18 protein-coding genes are annotated in these 22853 nt (G+C 45.6%); 15 read left to right on the top strand and 3 right to left on the bottom strand.

Annotated elements, in window-relative coordinates; genetic code table 11:
- The first annotated feature begins 277 nt into the window (after nt 1-277).
- The 7 genes from BVI01S_RS05530 (at nt 278) to BVI01S_RS05500 (ending at nt 9361) form a co-directional block, all read left to right on the top strand.
- Nucleotides 278-1723: a DEAD/DEAH box helicase gene (locus BVI01S_RS05530; RefSeq protein ID WP_061809561.1), complete on the top strand. Its 1446-nt coding sequence runs from the start codon at nt 278-280 to the stop codon at nt 1721-1723.
- 115 nt (nt 1724-1838) lie between these two features.
- Nucleotides 1839-2705 carry an AraC family transcriptional regulator gene (locus BVI01S_RS05525; protein ID WP_034762318.1) on the top strand — a complete coding sequence of 289 codons (867 nt, stop codon included), beginning with the start codon at nt 1839-1841 and terminating at the stop codon, nt 2703-2705.
- Nucleotides 2706-2882: 177 nt separating this feature from the next.
- Nucleotides 2883-3899: a LacI family DNA-binding transcriptional regulator gene (locus BVI01S_RS05520; RefSeq protein WP_061809560.1), complete on the top strand. Its 1017-nt coding sequence runs from the start codon at nt 2883-2885 to the stop codon at nt 3897-3899.
- Between the two features lie 143 nt (nt 3900-4042).
- Nucleotides 4043-6151 carry an amylo-alpha-1,6-glucosidase gene (locus tag BVI01S_RS05515; RefSeq protein WP_061809559.1) on the top strand — a complete coding sequence of 703 codons (2109 nt, stop codon included), beginning with the start codon at nt 4043-4045 and terminating at the stop codon, nt 6149-6151.
- A gap of 56 nt (nt 6152-6207) precedes the next feature.
- A complete protein-coding gene (locus BVI01S_RS05510) occupies nt 6208-7461 on the top strand; it encodes an ABC transporter substrate-binding protein (protein WP_061809558.1) in 1254 nt (417 codons plus the stop codon).
- A gap of 154 nt (nt 7462-7615) precedes the next feature.
- A complete protein-coding gene (locus BVI01S_RS05505; protein ID WP_060671796.1) occupies nt 7616-8515 on the top strand; it encodes a carbohydrate ABC transporter permease in 900 nt (299 codons plus the stop codon).
- Between the two features lie 15 nt (nt 8516-8530).
- Nucleotides 8531-9361 carry a carbohydrate ABC transporter permease gene (locus BVI01S_RS05500; protein WP_060671797.1) on the top strand — a complete coding sequence of 277 codons (831 nt, stop codon included), beginning with the start codon at nt 8531-8533 and terminating at the stop codon, nt 9359-9361.
- 127 nt (nt 9362-9488) lie between these two features.
- Here BVI01S_RS05500 and BVI01S_RS05495 read toward each other — a convergent pair whose 3' ends face one another.
- Nucleotides 9489-12656 (bottom strand): bifunctional cytochrome P450/NADPH--P450 reductase, encoded by a 3168-nt coding sequence (locus tag BVI01S_RS05495; protein WP_061809557.1) that lies wholly within the window; start codon nt 12654-12656, stop codon nt 9489-9491.
- An 81-nt stretch (nt 12657-12737) separates the two neighbouring features.
- Complete coding sequence (locus tag BVI01S_RS05490; RefSeq protein WP_156030133.1) at nt 12738-13307, bottom strand: TetR/AcrR family transcriptional regulator; 570 nt, start codon at nt 13305-13307, stop codon at nt 12738-12740.
- A gap of 250 nt (nt 13308-13557) precedes the next feature.
- On the opposite strand from BVI01S_RS05490, the gene BVI01S_RS23095 reads away from it, so the two are divergent.
- The 8 genes from BVI01S_RS23095 (at nt 13558) to BVI01S_RS05455 (ending at nt 21141) form a co-directional block, all read left to right on the top strand.
- The gene (locus tag BVI01S_RS23095) at nt 13558-13692 is read left to right on the top strand and encodes a hypothetical protein (protein WP_256504009.1); all 135 of its coding nucleotides are present in this window, start codon (nt 13558-13560) and stop codon (nt 13690-13692) included.
- Nucleotides 13693-13839: 147 nt separating this feature from the next.
- Complete coding sequence (locus tag BVI01S_RS05485; RefSeq protein WP_034762324.1) at nt 13840-14664, top strand: SDR family oxidoreductase; 825 nt, start codon at nt 13840-13842, stop codon at nt 14662-14664.
- A gap of 344 nt (nt 14665-15008) precedes the next feature.
- Nucleotides 15009-15929 carry a methyl-accepting chemotaxis protein gene (locus tag BVI01S_RS23090; protein ID WP_061809556.1) on the top strand — a complete coding sequence of 307 codons (921 nt, stop codon included), beginning with the start codon at nt 15009-15011 and terminating at the stop codon, nt 15927-15929.
- A gap of 588 nt (nt 15930-16517) precedes the next feature.
- Nucleotides 16518-17783 (top strand): GTPase HflX, encoded by a 1266-nt coding sequence (gene hflX, locus BVI01S_RS05475; RefSeq protein ID WP_061809555.1) that lies wholly within the window; start codon nt 16518-16520, stop codon nt 17781-17783.
- Nucleotides 17784-17992: 209 nt separating this feature from the next.
- Entirely contained in the window at nt 17993-18469 is a 477-nt protein-coding gene (locus BVI01S_RS05470) for a DUF2243 domain-containing protein (RefSeq protein ID WP_034762331.1), read from the top strand.
- Nucleotides 18459-19319 (top strand): cytochrome c oxidase assembly protein, encoded by an 861-nt coding sequence (locus BVI01S_RS05465; RefSeq protein WP_061809554.1) that lies wholly within the window; start codon nt 18459-18461, stop codon nt 19317-19319. The genes BVI01S_RS05470 and BVI01S_RS05465 overlap by 11 nt, the downstream gene beginning before the upstream one ends.
- A gap of 115 nt (nt 19320-19434) precedes the next feature.
- On the top strand, nt 19435-20505 hold the full coding sequence (locus BVI01S_RS05460) for a PLL family lectin (protein WP_061809553.1): 1071 nt from the start codon (nt 19435-19437) through the stop codon (nt 20503-20505).
- Nucleotides 20506-20610: 105 nt separating this feature from the next.
- Nucleotides 20611-21141 carry a GNAT family N-acetyltransferase gene (locus tag BVI01S_RS05455; RefSeq protein ID WP_167562098.1) on the top strand — a complete coding sequence of 177 codons (531 nt, stop codon included), beginning with the start codon at nt 20611-20613 and terminating at the stop codon, nt 21139-21141.
- A 26-nt stretch (nt 21142-21167) separates the two neighbouring features.
- Here the strand turns inward: BVI01S_RS05455 and BVI01S_RS05450 are convergent, their stop codons facing one another.
- Nucleotides 21168-22586: an alanine/glycine:cation symporter family protein gene (locus tag BVI01S_RS05450; protein WP_034762334.1), complete on the bottom strand. Its 1419-nt coding sequence runs from the start codon at nt 22584-22586 to the stop codon at nt 21168-21170.
- Nucleotides 22587-22853 lie beyond the last annotated feature (267 nt).

Raw genomic sequence — 22853 nt, 5'->3', positions numbered from 1 at the left:
CTAAATAGGCCAGGAAGGCAAAGAGCGCCTTCCCAGCCTATTCATCTTATGCTTGTCGCCTCTGAACGAGCCGCCTGCGCTTTAGATATAAAAAGGGACCGACAGCGTTCGTCGGTCCCGGAGACAACATGTTACAAGTTAAAAATGGTTAGGTAAAGCATAACACACTATTGAGGGATTGCCTAAATAAATTTGAAAAGAATTTGTGCGTGAGTGATTTTGTGAATAGAATGTGTACTTTCCTATGAAAATAAGAAAAACTAAATGAGGTTATGATATGTCAATCAAACAGTTTAAGGATTATAAGCTCAGTGGAGAGATTGTCAGGGCGCTTTCCGGTTTAGGATATGAAGCTCCTACAGACGTACAATCCAGGGTACTCCCACTTGCTTTAGAGAAAAAAGATCTTGTTGTCCGTTCTCAGACGGGGAGCGGAAAGACGGCTTCTTTCGGGATTCCCCTATGCGAGATGGTGGAGTGGGAAGAAAATAAACCCCAGGCCCTGATTTTGACCCCGACACGGGAGCTTGCGGTCCAAGTCAAAGAAGACATCACGAATATTGGGAGATATAAGCGGATCAAAGCGGCAGCCGTATACGGGAAATCCCCCTTTCATCGCCAAAAGCTTGAGTTGAAGCAGAAGAATCATATCGTCGTCGGTACACCGGGTCGTGTGCTCGATCATATTGAAAAAGGGACCTTTCCACTGGATAGACTGGCGTACCTTGTCATTGATGAAGCCGATGAAATGCTGAATATGGGCTTTATCGATCAAGTAGAAGCGATCATTCAGCAACTTCCGGCTGATCGTGTGACCCTGACATTCTCTGCGACCTTACCAGAGGATGTTGAAGCACTCTGTCATAAATATATGAAGCAACCGGTTCATATTGAAATCAAGGCAACGGGGATCACGACGGATAAAATCGAGCATTCGGTTCTGGAAGTGAGGGAAGAGGATAAAATGTCCCTTCTGAAAAATGTGACCACTGTAGAAAATCCGGACAGCTGCATCATCTTTTGCCGGACGAAGGAAAATGTGGACACATTATGTGAAGAGCTGGACCGGTCGGGCTACCCTGTGGATAAAATTCATGGCGGCATGATCCAGGAAGCCAGATTTGAAGTCATGGACGATTTTAAGAGGGGAGATTTCCGGTACCTGGTGGCAACGGACGTGGCGGCGCGGGGGATCGATATTGAAAACATCACCCACGTGATTAATTATGATATGCCCATGGAAAAGGAAAGCTATGTCCACCGTACCGGGAGAACGGGGAGAGCAGGACATACAGGTAAAGCAATTACGTTCTGCACACCTTATGAAGAGAAATTCCTTGATGAAATTGAGGGATATATCGGATTTAAGATCCCTAAGCATACAGCGCCTATGCGGGAAGCTGTGGAAATGGCGAAACAAGATTTTGAACGGAAACTGGATGAGGAACCCGATTTTAAAATGGACAAAAGTCAGCAGCTGAATAGAGACATCATGAAGCTCTATTTCAATGGCGGGAAGAAAAAGAAAATCAGGGCAGTCGATTTTGTCGGAACGATTGCGAAGATCGATGGTGTGACGGCTGAAGACATCGGAATCATCACGATCCAGGAAAACCTGTCGTATGTGGAGATCCTCAACGGGAAAGGGCCGTTGGTTTTGCAAGCCATGAAGAAAACGACGGTTAAAGGGAAGATGCTCAAGGTACATGAAGCAAGGAAATAAATGTAGTGGCCTTCTCCTGTGAGGAGGTCTTTTTTACATCCTGCAACATGGTGCACGATATGTCGGGTCAATTGCTATCATTCTTGCTATTCTTATGAAGAAGGAGGTCATGGAAATGGATACATTAAAGACGATGAATGACGCTTTACACTATATTGAAGAAAACCTGACGGAAGAAATCGATTATGAAAAAGTGGCCAGGCGCGCCTATTGCTCGGAATATCACTTTAAACGGATGTTTTCTTTCCTTGCCGGGGTTTCATTATCAGAATATATCCGCCGACGTCGTTTGACCATGGCAGCACTTGAACTGCAAAACGGGGATGTAAAGGTGATTGATATAGCTTTAAAATATGGCTACGCATCACCCGATTCCTTTACGAGAGTTTTTCAAAAAATGCATGGGATCACTCCGTCACAAGCAAAGGGCCATTCAATCAAATCATTTCCGCCGATGACCTTCCAGTTATCCATCAAAGGAGGCAATGAAATGAATTATCGAATCGTAGAGAAAGAACCGTTTTCCATTGTAGGTATCATGAAGCGGGTCCCCATCGTGTTTAATGGGGTGAACCCTGACATTGCAGACATGTGGCAGAGCCTGGATGAGAAAATGATCAAGGGGTTAAAAAGCCTATCAAATGTTGAACCACAAGGATTGATTAGTGCATCCGTCAACTTTTCCGAGGGCAGGATGGAAGAAAAGGGTGAGCTTGATCATTATATTGGGGCAGCGACAACAGAGGAGGGTCCCGACGGCTTATCGAAACTTGCTGTCCCTCGTCTAACTTGGGCAGTATTTGAAGCGGTCGGCCCATTTCCGGATACGCTGCAGCAGGTATGGGGGAGAATCTATTCTGAATGGTTCCCGACTTCTAGCTACGAGCAAGCAAAGGGACCGGAGATATTGTGGAATGAAAGTAAAGATGTTACGTCTGATGCATTTAGAAGTGAAATATGGATACCGGTTAGGAAAAAGTGAGGAAGAGGCAACGAATTCGTTTGGATTCGCTGCTTTTTTAATGGACGGGATCCGAAAGACTTCCTGCTGATCTCATGTGTTCCAAACCAACGTTATAGAAAAATAATATTGTAATTGTTTTCAAGCTGTTGTATTATTCAGATAAAGGAAATCCGAAACGTTTTGGGAGATGTGCAAGTGACTACGATTAAAGATATTGCAAGAGTAGCCGGGGTGTCCGTTACGACGGTTTCAAGGGCGTTGAATGGGTACTCGGATGTTAATGAAGATACGAGGAAGAAGATTGCCCAAGTGGCAAAAGAGTTGAATTACAGCCCGAATTCCATTGCCCGTAGTCTGGTAATGAAGAAATCGAAAACGATTGGATTACTCGTTTCCGGGTTCACGAAAGAAAGTGTGAAGGATAATTTTATCGTGGAAGTTCTTGCGGGCATTAATGATTTTGTGTCAGGATCTGATTACGATCTTGTGTTATTTAATACAAATTCATCCAAGCAGCGAGAAAAGACCTACACACAGCTTTGCAGGGAACGAAGAGTGGATGGAGTGATCATCCAGGGGATCAGAACCGATGATCCTTATTTACATGAAGTGGTGGAAAGTGATATTCCCTGTGTATTGATTGATATCCCCCTTGAGTCTCCGAATGTAAGTCATGTGACAACAAATAATGTCTTGGGGGCTGAAAAAGCGGTCCGGCATTTAATCGACCATGGCCACAGGAATATCGGGATGATCAATGGGCACGAGTTTGCGTTTGTCAGTCAGCAGAGATTGGAAGGTTATCATGCCGCCTTGCATCAAGCACACATTGAAAGTAAACCGGACTACATCGTAAACGGTGCTTTTACAGAAGAAAGTGGAAGGGCAGCTGCCCATGGATTGCTTTCCTCAAACCCGGAAATCACAGCCATTTTTTGCTCCAGTGATTTAATGGCCATCGGGGCAATAAGTGCTGCGAAAGCGTTGGGTATTAAAATCCCGGAAGATCTTTCGATTGTTGGATATGATGATATCCTCCTTGCTTCATATGTGAGCCCTAAGCTTACGACCATCCAACAAAATAAGTTTCAATTGGGTTATGAAGCTGCTAAATTATTATGGGATTTGTTAACGAATCAGTCGGAAACCCATCGAGTGGTGTTGGAAACGAAGTTGATCGAGAGGGAAAGTACGAATTTCATTATTGAATAAAAGTTGGTGTGTCATTTCACGGACCAGCTATTATTCAGGAGGAAATCCGAAACGTTTTGGATAAAATGGCTATATTTTTTTAACCTGTTCCCAAAACGTTTCGGATGAGGTGAAAACACTTTTTAAAAGGAGGAGGAATCAATATGAATTACAGAGTGATTAAAGAAAACAACTTATTTCTTCTTACAGATGAACAGGGAGATATCACTTCAGAGCATAGTTACGGGCTGGGCTTATACAAGAATGATACCAGGTATTTAAGCAAGTTAAATGTGAAAATCAATCATCAAAAACCGATTCTACTACATTCGGATGGATCCGAAAACTATATGTCTACGATTCTATCGACAAATCCCCACCAGGAAGAGGAGGGCAACCTCATTCTTTGGCGAGAATCCGTTGAGATCGAACGTAAGCGCTTTATTTATGATGATGTGTTATATGAAACGATCAAAACTAAAAACTATTACCCAAAGCCGGTCTCGTTTGAGTTGAGTATAGAAGTCGATGTGGACTTTAACGATATGTTTATCGTACGCGGCTTCCAAACGGGAAAGGTAGGAAAAAGAACGGGACAGAAAGTGGAAGATCAATCCCTCATCTTTCAATATGAAGGAGCAGACGGTATCAATCGCGCGACCAACATCCACTGGGATGCAGAGGCGAAAAATGTGAATGAAACTGGAGAGGTCACATTTCAGGTGGAGCTTCAGCATGAGGAAGAGCGATCTATTACATTGATGATCGTGCCCCTGGAAAATGGAGAAACGAGAGATGACTTATTACCGGTCGAAGAGGCCCTGCAAAGATTAAGAGTTTCATATAAAGAATGGTCCGCTGGGTTAACAAAGGTAGAAACCGATTACGATCCGCTTCAGCGTCTGGTGGATAGAGGGTTATCCGATCTTAGAGTGTTATTGAACGATACTGGATACGGAAAGTTTCCTGTAGCGGGTCTGCCTTGGTTCGGAGTTCCATTTGGTCGGGATAGTCTTATTGCGGCACTGCAAATGATTGCTTTTCAGCCACAGGTCGCAAAAGGCACCCTGTTTACGATGGCGAGCGAGCAAGGAACGAAGGTGGACCCCTGGAGAGACGAACAACCAGGGAAGATCATGCATGAAATTCGCTACGGAGAGCTTGCGAATACGAATCAGATTCCGTTCACGCCGTATTACGGGACGATTGATGCCACACCGTTATTCCTTGTCCTTCTAACGGAGTATGTGAAATGGACAGGGGATTTCGGCACATTCAAACGTCTTTCTGACAACGTGAAGAACGCTTTGAAGTGGATTGATCAATATGGAGATCGAGATGGAGACCTTTTCCTTGAGTATCACCAGGAATCTTCCAAAGGAATTGCCAATCAGGGCTGGAAGGATTCAGGGGATTCCATCGTTCACCGAAACGGGGACTACGCGGATACGCCGATCGCGTTGGTAGAGGTCCAAGGCTATGTGTACCAGGCAAAACGGGGTCTGGCTGCCATTTATGAAGCACTTGAGGACCATGAGACAGCTTCCAGATTAAAGGCAGAAGCGAAAAACCTTCAAGAGCGATTTGAACAGGAGTTTTGGATGGATGACCTTGAATTCTACGCCATTGCTCTTGATCGAAAGAAAGAAAAGGTAGGTACGATTACATCGAATCCAGGTCATGTGTTGTTTTCCGGGATAATGACAGGTGATCGCGCTGAAAAAGTCAGTCAAACATTAACAGGTGACAGCATGTTCTCCGGTTACGGAATCCGTACGATGGGGAAAGGGGAAGCTGGCTATAACCCGATGAGCTACCATGATGGAAGTGTCTGGCCTCATGATAATAGTATGACTTTGCTCGGATTAAGCAAGCTGGGATTAACGGCTGAAGCCAAGAAGGTCATGAGTGGGCTGATTGAGGCGTCCCATCATTTCGAATACGACCGACTTCCCGAATTATTCTGTGGATACGAGTCAACAATCGGAAAGGCAGTAAAGTATCCTGTCGCATGTTCTCCGCAAGCATGGGCAGCGGGGACACCTCTTGTGTTTGTTCAATCTTTATTGGGGCTTTTCCCGAACAGTCTTCAAAAAGAGATTCACTTATATCCGATTCTACTCAATGGGATGAATACCTTAACGGTTCATAATATAGCGATTGGTGATGGAGTGCTTTCTCTCTCCGTGGTGCGAAATGGGGACAAAGTAGAGACCACGATTATGGAAAACTCAACCGGCTATGACATTGTTAAAGAAAAACAAACAGTTTAGGTACACCTGGGAATAAGCTTCCTATTTTTCATAAATCAATAAAGGGGTTGGAAGAAATGGTGAAAATGAAGTGGATGGCGAGTTTAGGAATGACGACGATGTTAGTGGGATCAGTGCTTGCAGGCTGCAGCGGTTCGGATGAGAAAGCAAGTTCAAACGGCGGGGAAAATGGTGAAAAGGTCGAAATCACCCTCGCAGGCTGGGGAGGGAATCCTTCAGAGCAAAAGCTCCTGAAGCAGACCCTTGCTGACTTTGAAGAGAAGCATCCAAATATCGATGTGAAGCACGAAGTCATTTCTGAGCAGTACATGGATGTCTTGAAAACAAGACTAATCGGTGGAGAAGGGCCGGATGTCTTCTATCTTGATGCCCTGGAAGCACCTGCCCTGATTGATACCGGGGTCGTGGAACCACTGGATGATTATGTGACGGAAGACTTTGATGTGAAAGATTTCGAAAAGCCGATGCTTGAAGCATTTCAAGTCGATGGAAAAACGTATGGATTTCCGAAAGATTACTCGACTTTAGCACTCTTTTATAATAAGAAGATGTTTGAAGAGGCGGGCGTGGAAGTTCCGAAAACATGGGAAGAACTCCGTGAAGTTTCAAAGACACTGACGAAAGAGGGCGTCTATGGATTTGGTGTCGCACCTGAACTTGCCCGTCTTTACCACATCGCACAGGCAACGGGTGGGGAAGTCGTGAAGGATGATCAAGCGAACTTTGCTTCTGATAAAGTGGTGAATGCCCTTCAGCCAATCATCGACCAGCATAACAAAGACAAAACCTCTGCACAGGCCTCAGAAGTCGGAGCGAACTGGGGTGGAGAAATGTTCGGACAACAAAAAGCGGCCATGGTCATCGAAGGAAACTGGGCGATTCCATTTTTAGCCGATACATTCCCGGATGTAGAATATGGCACGGCTGAATTACCGACCATTGATGGAAAAAAAGGAACAATGGCTTACACGGTGGGATATGTGATGAATGCCGCATCTGAAAAGAAGGAAGCTTCATGGGAATTGATTTCGTATCTGACAGGCAAAGAAGGAATGGAAACTTGGACGTCCAAAGGTTTTGCCCTTCCGACACGTAAGTCAGTTGCTGAAAAATTGGGGTATGACAAAGATGAATTACGGGGTGCCCTCGTAGCAGGAGCACCATATGCAACAGTTTGGGCAGAAGGAAAGAATCTGCCGATCATCATGAATAACTTTAACAACCAGTTCATCGCAGCCTTCCTCGGAGACCGTCCATTAGATGAAGCTCTGAAAGAAGCACAGGAACAGGCAAATAGCGAAATTCAATAATCTTTCTAAAGGTACCTGGCACTCAAGATTGTGTCAGGTACAACTTTACCATTGACTGTATTCTTTCTTTTTAGGTCTTGGCACTTAGACCTTGGCGGAAAGAATACAGGTAATCGGTGTAGTCTAACGAGACAGAGAGAAAGTAGGGATAAGAATGAACAAACCATCTTCCAAAAAGAGATTAAAAGATGCAGGTCAAGGATACTTATTTATGTCACCGACACTGCTGGTATTAGCCGTGTTTATCATTGGACCGATTCTATACGCCATTTTTTTATCCTTTCATAAAGTTCAACTCCTTGGTGATATGAGTTTCGATTTTGTGGCTTTCGACAATTTCACCCGGATCATGGAAGACAATCGGGCCATCATTGCATTGAAAAACACAGCCAAATATGTGCTGATCGTAGTTCCGACCCAAACCTTCCTCGCACTGGTATTAGCTGCCACGTTAAATGCAGGTTTAAAGGGTGAGAAGCTGTTCCGGATTGTCTACTTCTTGCCGACGTTAACGTCTTCAGCCGTATTGACCCTGATCTTTATGTGGATGTACAACAAAGAAGGGTTAATCAATAACGTGTTAGATAAAGTCGGTTTGCCCACCTACAATTTTCTTGGGGATCCCGATATAGCCTTGAATGCCATCATGCTGATGAATATTTGGGCGACGGCTCCGTTTTTCATGGTCATTTATCTTGCTGCCCTTCAAGATATTCCCGACTCGTTATACGAAGCCGCTGAACTGGACGGAGCGAATGCCATTCAGAAGTTCTTCTATGTGACGGTTCCGTTTCTCAGACCGGTTACATCTTTCGTCGTGATCATGGGAGTCATCGGCACATTCCAGTTATTTGATCAATCGTATATCTTCTCAGGCGGATCCGGGGGACCCAATAACTCGACGTTAACGGTCGTGCTCTTAATCTATCAATATGCGTTTAAATCATTGGGATCCATGGGATATGCAGCGGCCCTTGCCTTTGCCCTGGCTCTCATCATCCTGGTGGCCACCTTGATACAACGGAAATTCTCTAAAGAAGAATCACTCTATTAATGGGGGGACTAATGCATGAATTCAAAGAAAAAGACGTTCAGTAAACGTCTCCTGTATATTGTCTTGATTGGCTATGCCATCACGACCCTGATCCCATTCCTATGGGCGCTGTCTTCTTCTTTTAAAACGCTGGAAGAAATCATTAGCGGGACAATGAACTTCATACCAAAGAATTTCACTTTAGATAATTATAAACAAATCTTCATCAAACAAGAGTTGTTTCCAAGATGGCTGTTCAACAGTCTGTTCATTGCTGTAGTCGGTACCGGGTTAAATATCATTTTTAATTCTATGTCGGGTTATGCCTTGGCAAGGTTGAGCTTTCCAGGGAAAAAGGCGCTGTTCATCATGATCCTGGCTGTCCTGATGATCCCTGCACAGGTAACCATGATCCCGAATTACTTAATTTTAAAGGAAATCGGATGGCTTAATTCGTATCAAGGGATGATCGTACCGGCCATGATCAATGCGACCTTCATCTTCATGATGAGACAATTCTTCATCAATTTCCCGAAGGAATTGGAAGAGGCTGCCCAAATCGATGGTCTCAGCCGTTTCGGTATCTTCTTTAAAGTGGTATTGCCACTGGCGAAACCGGCCCTGGCTGCTCAGGCAATCTTTGTATTTATGGGCTTTTGGAACAACTTCATGACTCCATTGATCGTCATGACGGATACAGAAATGTATACCTTGCCGTTAGGGTTGAACACCTTCAAAGGACAGTATGTCAGCTATTGGAATTACATTATGGCAGCATCGATGGTGTTTACACTTCCTGTTCTGTTGTTGTATGCATTCTTTAATCGGTACTTTATTAAGGGGATTTCGTTTACTGGGGGGAAATAGCAGTTGGGGGAGCTTCCAAAGCGGAAGCTCTCTTTTTTGAGTTAATTGTGGTACACGTACGTTGGACATGTCCGAATTTAATATGATCAAAAAAAAGCGAACCCCATTAGGATTCGCTTCTCTTATATCATGCTCCTGCCCAAACATCCTTCGCGTATCGACCATCCTCTTCCAATGATCTGAGCCACTTATCGGCTTCTTCTTTCGATGTTTGATAGAAACGCATATAGCTTTCTACTAATGTCTTTTCAACATCTGGAGCCATTTTGCTTCCGTCACCACAGATGTATAGTCGTCCGCCTTCTTTCAATAATGGCAGGATTTCCTCTGCATTTTCTGCGAGTCGGTGCTGGACGTATGCTTTTTCTTGACCCGGGCATCTTGAGAATGCCGTATGAAGGGTGACGATCCCTTCTTGTTCCGCTCTCTCCAATTCTCTCTGATACAGGTAATCGTGCTCCGGATTGCGGCAACCGAAGTAGAGATGGGCCACACCAAGTGATTTTCCTTGCTCCTTAAGAACGCTGCGTGCCTGGATGAATCCTCTGAATGGAGCGATTCCCGTTCCCGGTCCAATCATGACAATCGGGGTTTCCGTATCCTCAGGCAGCTGGAAGTTCGATTGCGGTGTAGAGATAAAGCAGGCGATTTTATCTCCCCGGGATCGCTCTGCCAGATAGTTGGATGCGATTCCTTTGTATTCGCCATGTCCGCTCCAGGCATCTCCCCGAACGACGCTGACGGTGATGGTTGCTTCTCCGTTTTTGTATAAAGGTGAGCTTGAAATCGAATAATAGCGTGCCTTTAAGGATGGAAGAAGGGCAAGGAATGTTTCAAACGGTATTTCACATGCCATGTATTTCTCCACCAGGTCCAGCATCGTTAAACGTTTCCTTAATACGGCCTCTTTATACGTCTCATCCTTCAGTAGTTCCTCGAGCTCAACGACGTGAGGAGGGCAGACGGTATGAGCGGCCAGGATCCTGATTTGAGAACGGGTAGCGGGTTCTTGGAACTCTACATAATTGGCCAGTAATTCATAAAGTTTTACAGGCTTTTCTGTAGGAAGGTGAGCCGCTTTACCGGAATCGCCCGTCAATGTAACGAAGTCCTGCCCGTTCAAGTTGAATCGACTGAGCACTCGCTCGACAAGAGACGACGGGTTTTGCGGAAGAACCCCAATATGGTCGCCTTCCTGATAGGTAACACCTTCTGGCAACGTGAGGGAGATATGTCTCGTGCTCCTGCCGCTTTCTGCGTGGTGTAACTCCTTATTCTCATTCACTACCGCTGTAAAGGCATGGTGAGTGCGTGCCAACGGTGTGTCGCTCACGTCACTGACATAATTCATTGTAATGGAGCTATTTGATCCATCGTTCTGATGCAGTTCGATGTTCAATTCGTCAGCCAGGTTCGGCCAAAGGGAGTCTGCCCATTTTTCATAATCCCCTTCAAAGTCATCGCTTGCATCACCGTGCCCGATTTCTGCGATGCGGTGTCCGCCTTTTTCAAACAGCTGTTCATCTATGAAGTTAGGGATCCTCTGATACGTAGTTGCCCAGTTATGGTCACCACATCCGAACACTGCGTAATGAACCCCTTCAAAGTCATCAGGCCCACTTTCTTTCAGCATGGAAATGAATTGACCTGCGTTGTCAGGCGGGTTTCCGTTGTAGGAAGCAGAAACCATGATGACCGCTCCTTCTGTTGGGAGTCCATCACTGTATTCATCCAATGAAGCGATCTCTGTCCGGAATCCTTGTTGGCGGCCGGTTTCCCCCAGGTCCCGGGCAATTCCTTCCGCCGTTCCCATGTTTGAACCATAAAGGACGAGCAAAGGCGTACCGTGGGATGATTCTACCGGGACAGATGCAGCCGCTTTTTCCGGTTTAGCTTCTTCGGAGGAAGCGATGGAGAATGCCATGGCAGGTTTACGGGGGGAAACCCGCATCGTCAATCCATCAGGCTTGAGAGTCAGCGTCTCTTTGACATCCAGTTGATAGTCTTGATGATCGATCAGGTCAAAATGTTGCAGGACCATTCCGAGCACCAGTGTTGCTTCATGAAGGGCGAACTGCTGTCCGATGCAGGCACGCTGACCATTACCGAACGGTTTGTATGCGTGATAGGGAATGGAAGACGGGTCCTCGAATCGTTCAGGAATGAAGGCTTCCACGTCATCTCCCCATACGGATGAATCCCGATGTAATTCAGGGATGACGAGTGTGAACACATCATCTTTTTTGACATCATATTGGCCGCCAAGTGTTGTGTCTTCTTTGGCATATACAGAAAATGCAGGGGCGGTCGGCCACAGTCTCAGCGTTTCATTCAAGACCATGCGGACATACTTCATCTGTTTCACTTGCTTATAGTCAGGAATGGAATCTCCCACCACACGATCGACTTCCTCCTGAGCCTTTTTCAATTTTTCCCGGTTGTTCATCAGGTAGTAAAGGGCGAAGGAGAGGAGTCCACTTGTGGTTTCATGACCTGCAATCAAGAAGGTAATGATTTGAAAGCGGATGTTCTCGTCACTGAGCGCCTCGCCTGTTTCGGGATCTGTTCCTTTCAACATATAGGAGAGGAGATCTTCTTCCCCTTGATCTCCGGTTGACTTGCGGTCGGCAATCAAGTCGTCGACAAGGGAGAACATGTACTCGATATCTTCCCTGAACTGTTTCTTCGATTTAATCATCAGTTTATCTTGAAGACCGAGGCGCTGTGATTGGTTCATCGCTTCATCCAGAGCCCGGACCATACTATCGACAAAGGGATGGGAGGTTTCCCGGTAGAAGCTGTTAAAACGGTAATTGAAACCACAGAGGCCGATGGTATCCAGGGTCAGACGGGTCATATCCTCAGGGACATCGATTTCATCTGCAGGGTTAAGACGTGCCCATTTTTGGATGAGCTGGGTGGCGAGATCCACCATCTTTGAGTGGTATCCTTTCATGGCCTGCTGGCTGAAACTTGGCAGCAGAATATTATGCGCCTTCTTCCAATTCATCTCTGTCGTTTCACTGGTGAAAAGTCCGTCTCCACCGAAAGCTCTCACTTTTTGCAGGGCCGGTCCGACTTTTTTATCAAAACGGGTTTCATCGCATATTTCCTTTGAAAGGGACGCACTGGAAACAAAGGTGCTCATTCTGCCGGGAAACTGGAACTGATAGATGGGTCCCAGTTCCCTGGAAAGCTTCATAAATGATTGAAGGGGTTTTTCTTTATCGATTACGGGCAAATTCCCGAGTGGTCCATACGTTTTCGGTTGTGGGTATTGAGATTGTTGTGTCATGGTTCCTTCACCTCGTATTAAAGTTTGGTTATTGCGGAATGAACGTTCATTCCGCTTGAGATATGAGAAACGAATCGCTTCTCACATATGTAATCGTACAGCGTCCCACATGCTATCCTCTACATCAGTAAGCATGGAGGTATCAGGCTCCAATTCCCCGATCCGGACAAGTCGCTGAAGTTCGAGAAAGGCACCATAAAGGATGGCGATCAAAGCCGTGGAAGGCAGATTCTTGATGACCTTCTTCTCTTTTCCAGAATCGAAGAAGCATTTAAATAGATTCAACAGTTCTTCGAAGCATGTGTGACTTTCCTCATTGAGGAAGTGGGCGCTGCTGTGTGTCCTGATGAAGTAGAGCGCCTGGCTCTGTTCTTTTGTAAATTGAATCATCGATTGGAAAATATGATGAAATTGATTCCGTATCGACTTATCATACGGGAAATCATTTTCCACTGTTTCAGTAAAAATTTTCACATATTCTTGAAAGATCGTATTCCCAAGGACTTCTTTATTTTCAAAATAGCGATAGATCGTTCCTGCTCCCACGCCTGCAGACGAGGCAATCATGGGAATCGTCGTGGCGTCATAACCCCGTTCTGCAAATAGAGCCAGTGAGCTCGCTACAATACTGTCCCGCTTATTTAATGCCATTGACATACCAACTCAGCCTTTCATAACGGTAATGCGGAATGAATGTTCATTCCAGTATAGTGTATACCCATGTGAAAGTGTTCTCAATCACACGAAATACCCATTATTTGTGAAGGTTTTGTTAAGACGGGGTATGGCCCTTTTTTTCTTTTCTATTATAAATGCCGGTCCAACTCTATCATTTTTTCATAGAATAACCTTGTAAGAGAGCTCACTTACTAGAGTTATAAAGAGAAAGGGGGGATTTTAGATGTCTTTAGGACTTGTCACCTTTCTGATTGCCGTATTATTGCTGGTCGCTTGGCTATTAGTATCGATCTTGGCTCCAAACAGCAACCTGGTATCTGTGTTGAAAAACGCAGTTTGCAGTACTTTGGGATGCTAATATAATTTCTTTTATGAGGGACGGACCTCCAAATGCCTTTCATTCGAAGATGAAACAGGCCCTGTGGAGGTCCGTCCCTCTCTATGTTTACTATTTCACATAAGGGGAAAATACTATCCATGAGATATTTCGAGGAGGTATTACTTTATGAGAAGGCTAGAAGATAAGGTTGCGGTGATAACAGGAGCTGCCACAGGGATCGGGGCAGCGACCGCCAAAGTGTTCGCCCGTGAAGGTGCGACGGTGGTTTGTGCAGATGTTAATGAAGAGGAAATGAATAAAACAGTCGATGGGATCAGAAGCGATGGTGGAAAGGCAGAAGCATTCCACCTCGATGTTTCCAGTGAGGAAAGTATCACGTCGTTTGCTGAAAAGATAAAGGGGAAATTTGGTGTGATCGATGTCCTCTTTAACAACGCCGGGGTAGATGAACAGGGTGGTAAGGTGCATGAATATCCTGTCGAACTATTTGATCGGATCATCGCAGTGGATTTGCGAGGGACTTTTTTATGCAGCAAGTATCTAATCCCGCTTATGCTCGAAAATGGCGGATCCATTATCAATACGGCGTCCATGTCCGGCCATGCGGCAGATCTGGATCGGTCTGGCTACAATGCGGCAAAGGGTGGAATCATCAACTTTACGAAGGCCATGGCCATTGATTATGCGCGACATGGCATCCGAGTGAATTCCCTCTCACCTGGAACAATCGAGACCCCACTGATTGACGATCTCGTCGGGAGCAAACAGGAAAAGATGGGTGAGGAATTCAGGGAGGCCAATAAGTGGATCACACCGATGGGCCGTTTGGGAAGACCGGAAGAAATGGCGACGGTGGCCCTGTTCCTCGCATCGGACGACAGCTCCTACGTGACAGGTGAAGACATCACAGCAGACGGAGGCATCATGGCTTACACTTGGCCGGGTAAAATGCTGATCGAAGAAGATGAGTGGAAAAAGGGTACAGAATAATATGAGGGACGGACCTCCAATTTTACGGCAGCCTTTGCATCAAAGGTTGTATGTGGGATGGGGGTCTTTTTTCGTTGAAATAGATAAATAGAAGAAAATTTATAAAATTCAGAGGATAATAGTTGTTAAATAGAGGTCTAACTATTAGGATAGTCTTACAAATATATGAGTTGGAAGCAAAGATCATTCACTGGTGAAATGGGCGCTGTTTGTGAATAGGAGCGAGTGGCGCAACCGGCCAGCACATTGCCAAGCGGAGAGCCTTCATAAAACGATTACTATCTCTTTGGTACATATTTGTTTTGTCTCTACTAATTTTTTTGAGAAAGAGGAAGTGTTGCGAAGTGCTGAAAACCAAATCAAGAAATAGTACTCAAGTATTTAAGGAGTCTGCTATACTTGCAGCCATTGAAGAATCGCTTGCTATGATAGAATTCGATGGGAACGGAAATGTGCTCTGGGTGAACGGGAATTTTGCAAGGACGATGGAATATGATATAGAAGAAATGATTGGGATGCACCATCAGACATTTTGTACAACGGAGTTTGCCGGCAGTCTGGATTATAAGAAGTTGTGGCGGGATTTAAGGAATGGGAAAAGCTTTCAGGAGAAAATTCAGCGGGTCACGAAGACCGGAAAACTTCTTTGGTTGGAGGCTACATATACACCGGTATATAGTGAAGAAGGAAAACTTGAAGGTGTTGTAAAGATCGCGACGGATATTACGGAACGGGAAACAACGATTGGAAAGGTCGCTTCTGAATTACAGAAGATGTCTGAAGAGCTAAGTGAAAAAGCTGAGCAGGGGATCACAAGAAGTGAAGAAGCGGCTATTGCAACCGGGAAACTGGTCGAGGACTCAAATGAAAATATGAAAACCTTGGAGTCTCTTACTCTGGAGGCACATTCGATCGGGAATATTGTCAAGACGATCAGGGAGATTGCGACTCAAACCAATCTTCTTGCACTGAATGCCGCCATTGAAGCGGCACGTGCCGGAGAACATGGAAGAGGATTCAATGTGGTAGCAGGTGAAGTGAGAAAGCTTGCCACAAGGGTCCAGGATTCCATTCAGGAAGTGAACGCCCATGTGGAAGGAATCACAGGCGAAATCAAAAAAATCAATGAAGGAACACTCCGGTCACAATCAGGCATTTCAAACAACCAGGGCCTCAACGAACACGCCGTCCTGGCCTTTAAAGAAATCGGCCGTGCAGCCCGACGCCTCGACCTGCAGGCGCGGGACTTCAAAGATATCCTGTAAGCTAGAGGGACGGACCTCAAACTTTACCTCATTCCGTTTATGAATCAACCGGGAAAGGGGAAGGATTGGGGGTTCTTTTCTTTAGTGGGGTAATGCGGTGAGGGACGGACCTCAAAAGATCCTGGGCGGGACCAGTGATCAACGAATTTGGAGGTCCGTCCCTCAAACCATATCTTCCCATCCATCACAGGGTGTGGTAGAATGGGGGTAACTTATGAGAAATGGAGGTTTTCCTTTTGATTTTGATCAGACTACGCATCCGCAATTTGAACGCTTAATTGAATAAGTTCAAAGGCTCTGCCTGTGTGCAGGGTAAATGGGATTGGTCTGACTATTTTTAAAGGAATTCTTCATTTAACGTGAAATGAAGGTGAAGGGAGTGCGCATGGCACTCTCTTAAAAATAGAATTGAATACGTACCGAGAGGCGTTAGTGTGTGTTTTATTAATGAAAACATGCAGGGGGAAAATGCGGTCTTCTTCTTGCGCCATTGGTATATTCAAATCCATTTACAAAAAGCACAGGCGGAGGCCTGTGCTTTTTTCTGCACCATATGACCAAAAAAAACAAATAGGAAGTGACTATGTAATGGAAGAAAGATTAAAAGCAATCGCCATAGGGGTTAATACGAAGGATAAAAACAATGACTTTGAGTATTCGATGTTAGAGTTGAAAGGATTGGCCGATGCTAGGCAAATCGATGTCGTGGGGGAACTGACTCAGAACCTGCCCCGGCCGAATCACGTGCATTATATCGGAAAAGGGAAGATTGACGAACTGCTGCCGCTCATAGAAGAGTGGGAAGCGGATGTTCTGATTACAAACGATGAACTTGCTCCTTCTCAGATCCGGGTCCTCGAAGAAAAGCTTGATGTCCGGGTGATGGACAGAACGATGCTGATTCTCGATATCTTTGCAGAACGGGCAAAAACCCGTGAAGCACAGCTGCAAGTCGAGGTGGCACAACTGCAATACATGCTTCCCCGTCTGGTTGGACGCAGGGAATCACTGGGCCGTCAAGGTGGCGGGTCGGGACTTGCGAACCGTGGAGCCGGTGAAACGAAGCTGGAGCTTGACCGCCGCCGGATCGAAGAAAAAATAACGGCCTTGAATAAAGAACTGGATTCACTGGTCGACCTGAGAACCACACAGCGGAAACAGCGTAAAAAGAGTGAAATCCCTGTCGTTTCCCTGGTCGGGTACACGAATGCGGGTAAATCGACGACCATGAATGCATTTGTCGAAACCTTCCATCCGAATGAGAACAAGCAGGTATTCGAGAAGGATATGTTATTTGCGACCCTGGAAACATCGGTCAGAAACATCACCTTACCGGACAAAAAGGAATTTCTTCTGACCGATACGGTCGGGTTCGTAAACAAACTCCCCCATCAGCTGGTCAAGGCATTCCGTTCCACTCTTGAAGAAGTGCTGGAAGCGGATCTGATCATACACGTGGTAGACTATTCCGATCCACATCATGAGAAATTGATGAACGTGACTGACAAAACACTTGAAGGCATTGGAGTAGGAGATATTCCGGTCATCTATGCCTTTAATAAAGCAGAGTTAGTGGAAGGAGAAGTTCCCAGAGTCGAAAAGGATCGAATTTATTTATCGGCCAAGAATAGAATCGGGATGGACGAATTGCTCCATGTTGTGAAAAGCTATATTTTTAAAGACTACAAAAAGTGTCAGATGCTTATTCCATTTGATAAAGGTCATTTGATTTCTTATTTCAATGAACAAGCAAATGTAGTGGAAACAGAGTATGAAGAATCAGGGACAAAATTGACCCTTGAATGCAAGGTAAGTGACTTTGAGAAGTATCAACAGTATATCATTCAAGAATAACACGGAAAGACAGGGCCTTTTTCTAATCGAAAGGTCCTGTTTTTTATTTTTAATACTGCCGGGTACTTCACGGTAAACCTATTAGTAATAGGTTCACACCGGCATTTCAATACATCAATTGGACACTTTGGCCCCCTTTTAATAAAAGTTTACCCACATACAGGAAAGGGTAGAGTGGCTAATAATTTACAAAGGAGGATGCTGTAACGATGATAGCAAACTACACAAAGACGTCTTCAACTCGGAATCTATGGGCCGGTATCTTATTTGGGATGGGGATCGTGGCATTTATAGATGAAGCTGTATTTCATCAGTTGCTTCATTGGCATCATTTTTATGACAAGTCCACCACATCGATCGGGCTCGTATCTGATGGTTTTTTTCATGCATTTAGCTGGTTTGCTAGTATCGGAGGTTTGTTTATGTTTGCTGACTTACGCCGTAAAAAAGGGCTGTGGAAGAAAAGATGGTGGGGAGGCATTCTGCTTGGAGCAGGAGGGTTTCAATTGTATGACGGGACAGTGCAGCATAAGCTGATGGGGCTTCATCAGATCCGTTATGTTGACAATCTCCTTATATATGATGTGGTCTGGAATACAAGTGCGGCTGCTATGATTCTTGTCGGGGTCGTAATGGTTGTAAATACGAGATATAAAAAATATGAGAATACCGCAAATGCAAACTGATCATTCTTTCTTAAACGTATCTCAAGGCGTTGGATCGAATTCTCATATTCTACTAGCCGTTCCTTTTATCGTTGTATTAGTACTGTACCTCCTTGCTGTGGTAGTTTCCAATCGTAAACATAAAAAATGGCCGGTTTCCCGTACAATCTTATGGGTCATCGGTGTCGGCTGTGCATTGGTTGCTGTATCAGGACCGGTGGCTCAGCGGGCACATATGGAGTTTTCTTTTCATATGCTTGGTCATCTGCTTTTAGGAATGCTGGCCCCTCTTCTCTTGGTGCTAGCTGCGCCGGTAACAATTACACTGCGGACGTTGCCAGTCCCCCTTGCCAGGAGACTGTCATACATACTGAAAAGCCGCATGATCAGAATGGTGAGTGACCCCATTTTCGCTGCCACCCTTAATATAGGAGGTCTGTGGGTTCTTTATACCACCAGTTTGTACGAGGACATGCATCACGATTTACTGCTATTTTTATTCATACACATCCACGTCTTCCTTGCTGGATATCTCTTTACCATCTCCATGATTTATATTGATCCTGCCCCGCATAGAACAGGGTATATTTACAGAGGGATTGTATTGATCCTTTCCTTGAGTGGCCATGGCATTTTGTCTAAATACATATATGCCCACCCTCCGAATGGAGTACCCCGTGATCAGGCACAGAGTGGAGGGATGCTTATGTATTATGGCGGTGATATGATTGATTTGATTCTGATCGTAATTTTTTGTTATCAGTGGTATAAAGCTGTCCGGCCGGTAAGAGCAAAGACCATGAAAACTTTGAGGAGACAAAGCCGTTTAAAGTATAATTCCGATCATAAGGGTAGTAGCACCTTGGTTTAGGGTGCTTTTTTCTTTATGAAAAAGTATACGATAACCTTTACAAAAAATCGTCAATCATCGTACATGCTCACCCATCTGGGCTTCTGCATACAGTAAGCTTGAGGAGGGATGCAGTATGTTTTTTCAACGACGCTATCCGGTTTATCCAACAGCGTATGAGTGTTACCCGTTTGGAGCAGAAGTGAGAAACGATTATGAAGATATGTTCTCACCACATACTTATCCGCAATACATTCCACAGTATGATTACTATCCGCAGAATCACCCTTATCAGGGATATATCCAAGAGCCTGTCTACAACACGGATCCATTTGACTCCCGGGCCAATTGGAGGGAATGGGAGGATCTTGGTGCACCGCCGCGTGGGATGAAGGGTTCACCTGCCGTTGCATCCTGGCAGGCCAACCGGCTGGATACGTTTGTCAGAAGTGAAAAAGACAGAATGTATCATAAATGGTGGGACGGTTCCCGCTGGAGTGAGTGGGAGGACCTCGGAGCTCCAAGGCGGGGGTTGAAGAGTTCGCCTGCTGCCGTATCGTGGGGCAGAAACAGGATTGACACCTTTGTAAGGGGGAACCGGGATACGCTCTTTCATAAATGGTGGGACGGAAGAAGCTGGAGTGAGTGGGAAGACCTTGGAGGGCCGCCGCGTGGCTTCAAGGGAGATCCGGCAGTGTCATCATGGTCAGCCAATCGGCTGGATGTGTTCGTCCAAGGATACGACAATAATCTTTGGCATAAATGGTGGGACGGCAGGAACTGGAGTCAATGGGAGAACCTTGGCGCTCCAAGGGGCGGCCTGAGGGATTCACCGGGTGCCGTATCCTGGGGACCCAATCGGATCGATTGCTTTATACGTGGAAACAATGACCGGATGTGGCATAAGTGGTGGAACGGTTCAAGATGGAGTAATTGGGAAGATCTCGGATCGCCGCCTCGTGGGTTCGAAGGGGCTCCGGCAGCCTCTTCATGGGCAGCCAATCGAATCGACACCTTTGTCCGTGGAGACAACAACAATATGTGGCATAAATGGTGGAACGGTTCCCGCTGGAGCAACTGGGAGGATCTTGGTGCTCCCCGTGGAGGCGTGCGTTCATCACCGGGAGTCGTTTCCTGGGGACCCAACCGGGTGGATGCCTTTGCCAGAGGAAGAAATGACCATATGTGGCATAAGTGGTATGCCTGAGGAATGGAACCATCCCTTTGTCTTTGTGAAGAGGGATGGTTTTTTTATGCCTGGAAATCAATACTATGTTATGATTTGGTAAAACAAGGAAAGGTGTGGTTGGCCATGAAAGAAGAGATTCAGGATATCAGACTAGCGAAAAAGGAAGACCTTGAAGAAGTGCTGGAGTTATTGGTGAATGCAGCTGGCTGGTTACGTTCAAAAGGAACGAAGCAGTGGGATTATTACCTGACTGATCTTGAAGGAAACAAAGAAGAAATCATCGCTTCCATTGAAAATGACTCCACCTATATCGTAGAACATGATGGGAAAGCGATGGCAACCCTGACACTCGAATCGGCACCGAATGAATGGGATGTGGATATTTGGGGAGAGGAAGCAGGGGATGATGTTGCATACTTACATAGATTGGCGGTTCACAGAGATTTTGCGGGAAAAGGGATTGGGACAAGCCTTTTGGATTGGGCTGAAAATGCTATGAGAACGTCCGGTAAAAAAAGCATCCGCTTCGATTGCATCGCAGCCAATGAGGGTCTGAACAGCTATTACCAAAAACGGTATCCGTTAAAGGAAGTCATCAATATCCATGGCCGTCATTGTAAATATGAAGTTCCCCTAATGAAAAAACCGTTGTGATGACGTTATCACAACGGGTTTTTAGTTTAACTGGCTTTTCTTTTAGGCTGAGCTTCCATCATCGGCATGTATTCGTTGAAATAATGGTTTGTTTCCGAAACGATGACTTTATAGAGTAATAGTAAGGCAATCAGGTTCGGAATCATCATCAAGGCATTGGACATGTCGGCAAAGGCCCAAACCAGGTCTAGATTCGCGACTGCACCAAGTCCGGTGGCAAAAATGTAAATAAGCCTGTAGGAATTGGCAAAGCGGTAATTCGTGATATATTCGAAGCATTTCTCTCCGTACATGTACCATCCGACGATCGTAGAGAATCCAAAGAAGATGACGGAGAAGGAAACGATATACTCTCCAACCACACCAAGGGCATGTCCAAACGCTGCGCTCGTCAATGCTCCACCGTCAAGACTCGGTGCGTGCTCGACACCTGATATCGTTCCGCCTGTCGGATCCCAGAAACCTGTGATCAAGAGAACGAGACCGGTCATCGTACACACGACGATCGTGACGATGAAAGTTCCTGTCATGGCGACAAGGGCCTGCTTGACCGGATGATCCGTTTTCGCATTACCGGCAATCAGTGCTGCCGTACCAAGGCCTGCTTCGTTTGAGAAGATACCTCTTGATACCCCGCTGCGGATCGCTTCTGAAATAATGATCCCTGTAAATCCACCAGCAGCGGCCACAGGATTGAATGCGTAGAAGAAAATCATTTTAAACGCTGGAATGATCATATCGTAATTCAAGACGATAATCAGAAGGGAACCACCGATGTACAGGAACGCCATGACCGGAACAAAGAAGGACGCGACGGTACTGATCCGCTGAATCCCTCCAAAAATGATCAATCCTGTCAGGACGGCGAGAATGATACCCGTTGTCAGATTGTTAATGTGAAAGCTTGTGCCCATGACATCGGCAATCGTATTCGACTGTACACTGTTTCCGATTCCGAGAGCGGCGAACGCACCGAACAATGCGAATGCGACGGCCAGCCACTTCCACTTGCTTCCAAGGCCTTTTTCTACATAATACATAGGACCGCCGGAGTATTCCCCGTTTTTATTTTTTACACGGTATTTCATGGCAAGAAGGGCTTCTGCGTATTTCGTCGCCATCCCGAGGAGGCCGACGATCCACATCCAGAAGATCGCCCCTGGTCCCCCGATGGTGAGGGCTGTTGCCACTCCGGCAATGTTCCCGTTTCCGATCGTTGCGGATAAAGCCGTCATCAGCGTTTTGAAATTACTGATATCCCCTTCAGATTGATCAGAGGATGCAGAAGGCTTCTCCTTCGTAAAAGCCAGTTTAAAAGCATACATCAGTTTGCGGAACTGAAGGCCTTTCAGCATAAAGGTCAGGAAAAGACCTGTCCCGAATAATAGCACTAAACTTGGTGTCCCCCATAAGAATGAATTAATCTTGTCTAGCACATCTAACATAGAATCCTCCTTGTCATCTCATGTTGTAAACGTTTTCTTTGTGAGTTTCCATCTACTATTTATATAGTATTCCGAACAATCTGTCCATAACAATTGTCGAATTTCCAGAGATTGAGCCTTTTTTAGTAGGGACGGACCTCGGTTTCGGGTGAATAATGGAACTGTCCGGCAGGAAGACAAATCGTGGAAACCGCATAAAGAAAGGGACGGAGCTCAAATCAGCAGGACGTTTGCGTCACGTCTTGGCCTGATTTTCGAGGTCCGTCC

The organism is Rossellomorea vietnamensis NBRC 101237 (assembly GCF_001591825.1).
Taxonomy (GTDB): Bacteria; Bacillota; Bacilli; order Bacillales; family Bacillaceae_B; genus Rossellomorea; species Rossellomorea vietnamensis.
The sequence above is the reverse complement of the archived record's forward strand: the minus strand, read 5'-3'. Positions and strand labels throughout refer to the sequence as shown.

What these genes read in the sequence shown, in the direction of transcription:
- BVI01S_RS05530 (WP_061809561.1), top strand. Translation starts at nt 278, where the DNA reads ATGTCAATCAAACAGTTTAAGGATTATAAGCTCAGTGGAGAGATTGTC.
- BVI01S_RS05525 (WP_034762318.1), top strand. Translation starts at nt 1,839, where the DNA reads ATGGATACATTAAAGACGATGAATGACGCTTTACACTATATTGAAGAA.
- BVI01S_RS05515 (WP_061809559.1), top strand. Translation starts at nt 4,043, where the DNA reads ATGAATTACAGAGTGATTAAAGAAAACAACTTATTTCTTCTTACAGAT.
- BVI01S_RS05510 (WP_061809558.1), top strand. Translation starts at nt 6,208, where the DNA reads ATGGTGAAAATGAAGTGGATGGCGAGTTTAGGAATGACGACGATGTTA.
- BVI01S_RS05505 (WP_060671796.1), top strand. Translation starts at nt 7,616, where the DNA reads ATGAACAAACCATCTTCCAAAAAGAGATTAAAAGATGCAGGTCAAGGA.
- BVI01S_RS05500 (WP_060671797.1), top strand. Translation starts at nt 8,531, where the DNA reads ATGAATTCAAAGAAAAAGACGTTCAGTAAACGTCTCCTGTATATTGTC.
- BVI01S_RS05495 (WP_061809557.1), bottom strand. Translation starts at nt 12,656, where the DNA reads ATGACACAACAATCTCAATACCCACAACCGAAAACGTATGGACCACTC.
- BVI01S_RS05490 (WP_156030133.1), bottom strand. Translation starts at nt 13,307, where the DNA reads ATGGCATTAAATAAGCGGGACAGTATTGTAGCGAGCTCACTGGCTCTA.
- BVI01S_RS23095 (WP_256504009.1), top strand. Translation starts at nt 13,558, where the DNA reads ATGTCTTTAGGACTTGTCACCTTTCTGATTGCCGTATTATTGCTGGTC.
- BVI01S_RS05485 (WP_034762324.1), top strand. Translation starts at nt 13,840, where the DNA reads ATGAGAAGGCTAGAAGATAAGGTTGCGGTGATAACAGGAGCTGCCACA.
- hflX (WP_061809555.1), top strand. Translation starts at nt 16,518, where the DNA reads ATGGAAGAAAGATTAAAAGCAATCGCCATAGGGGTTAATACGAAGGAT.
- BVI01S_RS05470 (WP_034762331.1), top strand. Translation starts at nt 17,993, where the DNA reads ATGATAGCAAACTACACAAAGACGTCTTCAACTCGGAATCTATGGGCC.
- BVI01S_RS05465 (WP_061809554.1), top strand. Translation starts at nt 18,459, where the DNA reads ATGCAAACTGATCATTCTTTCTTAAACGTATCTCAAGGCGTTGGATCG.
- BVI01S_RS05460 (WP_061809553.1), top strand. Translation starts at nt 19,435, where the DNA reads ATGTTTTTTCAACGACGCTATCCGGTTTATCCAACAGCGTATGAGTGT.
- BVI01S_RS05455 (WP_167562098.1), top strand. Translation starts at nt 20,611, where the DNA reads ATGAAAGAAGAGATTCAGGATATCAGACTAGCGAAAAAGGAAGACCTT.
- BVI01S_RS05450 (WP_034762334.1), bottom strand. Translation starts at nt 22,586, where the DNA reads ATGTTAGATGTGCTAGACAAGATTAATTCATTCTTATGGGGGACACCA.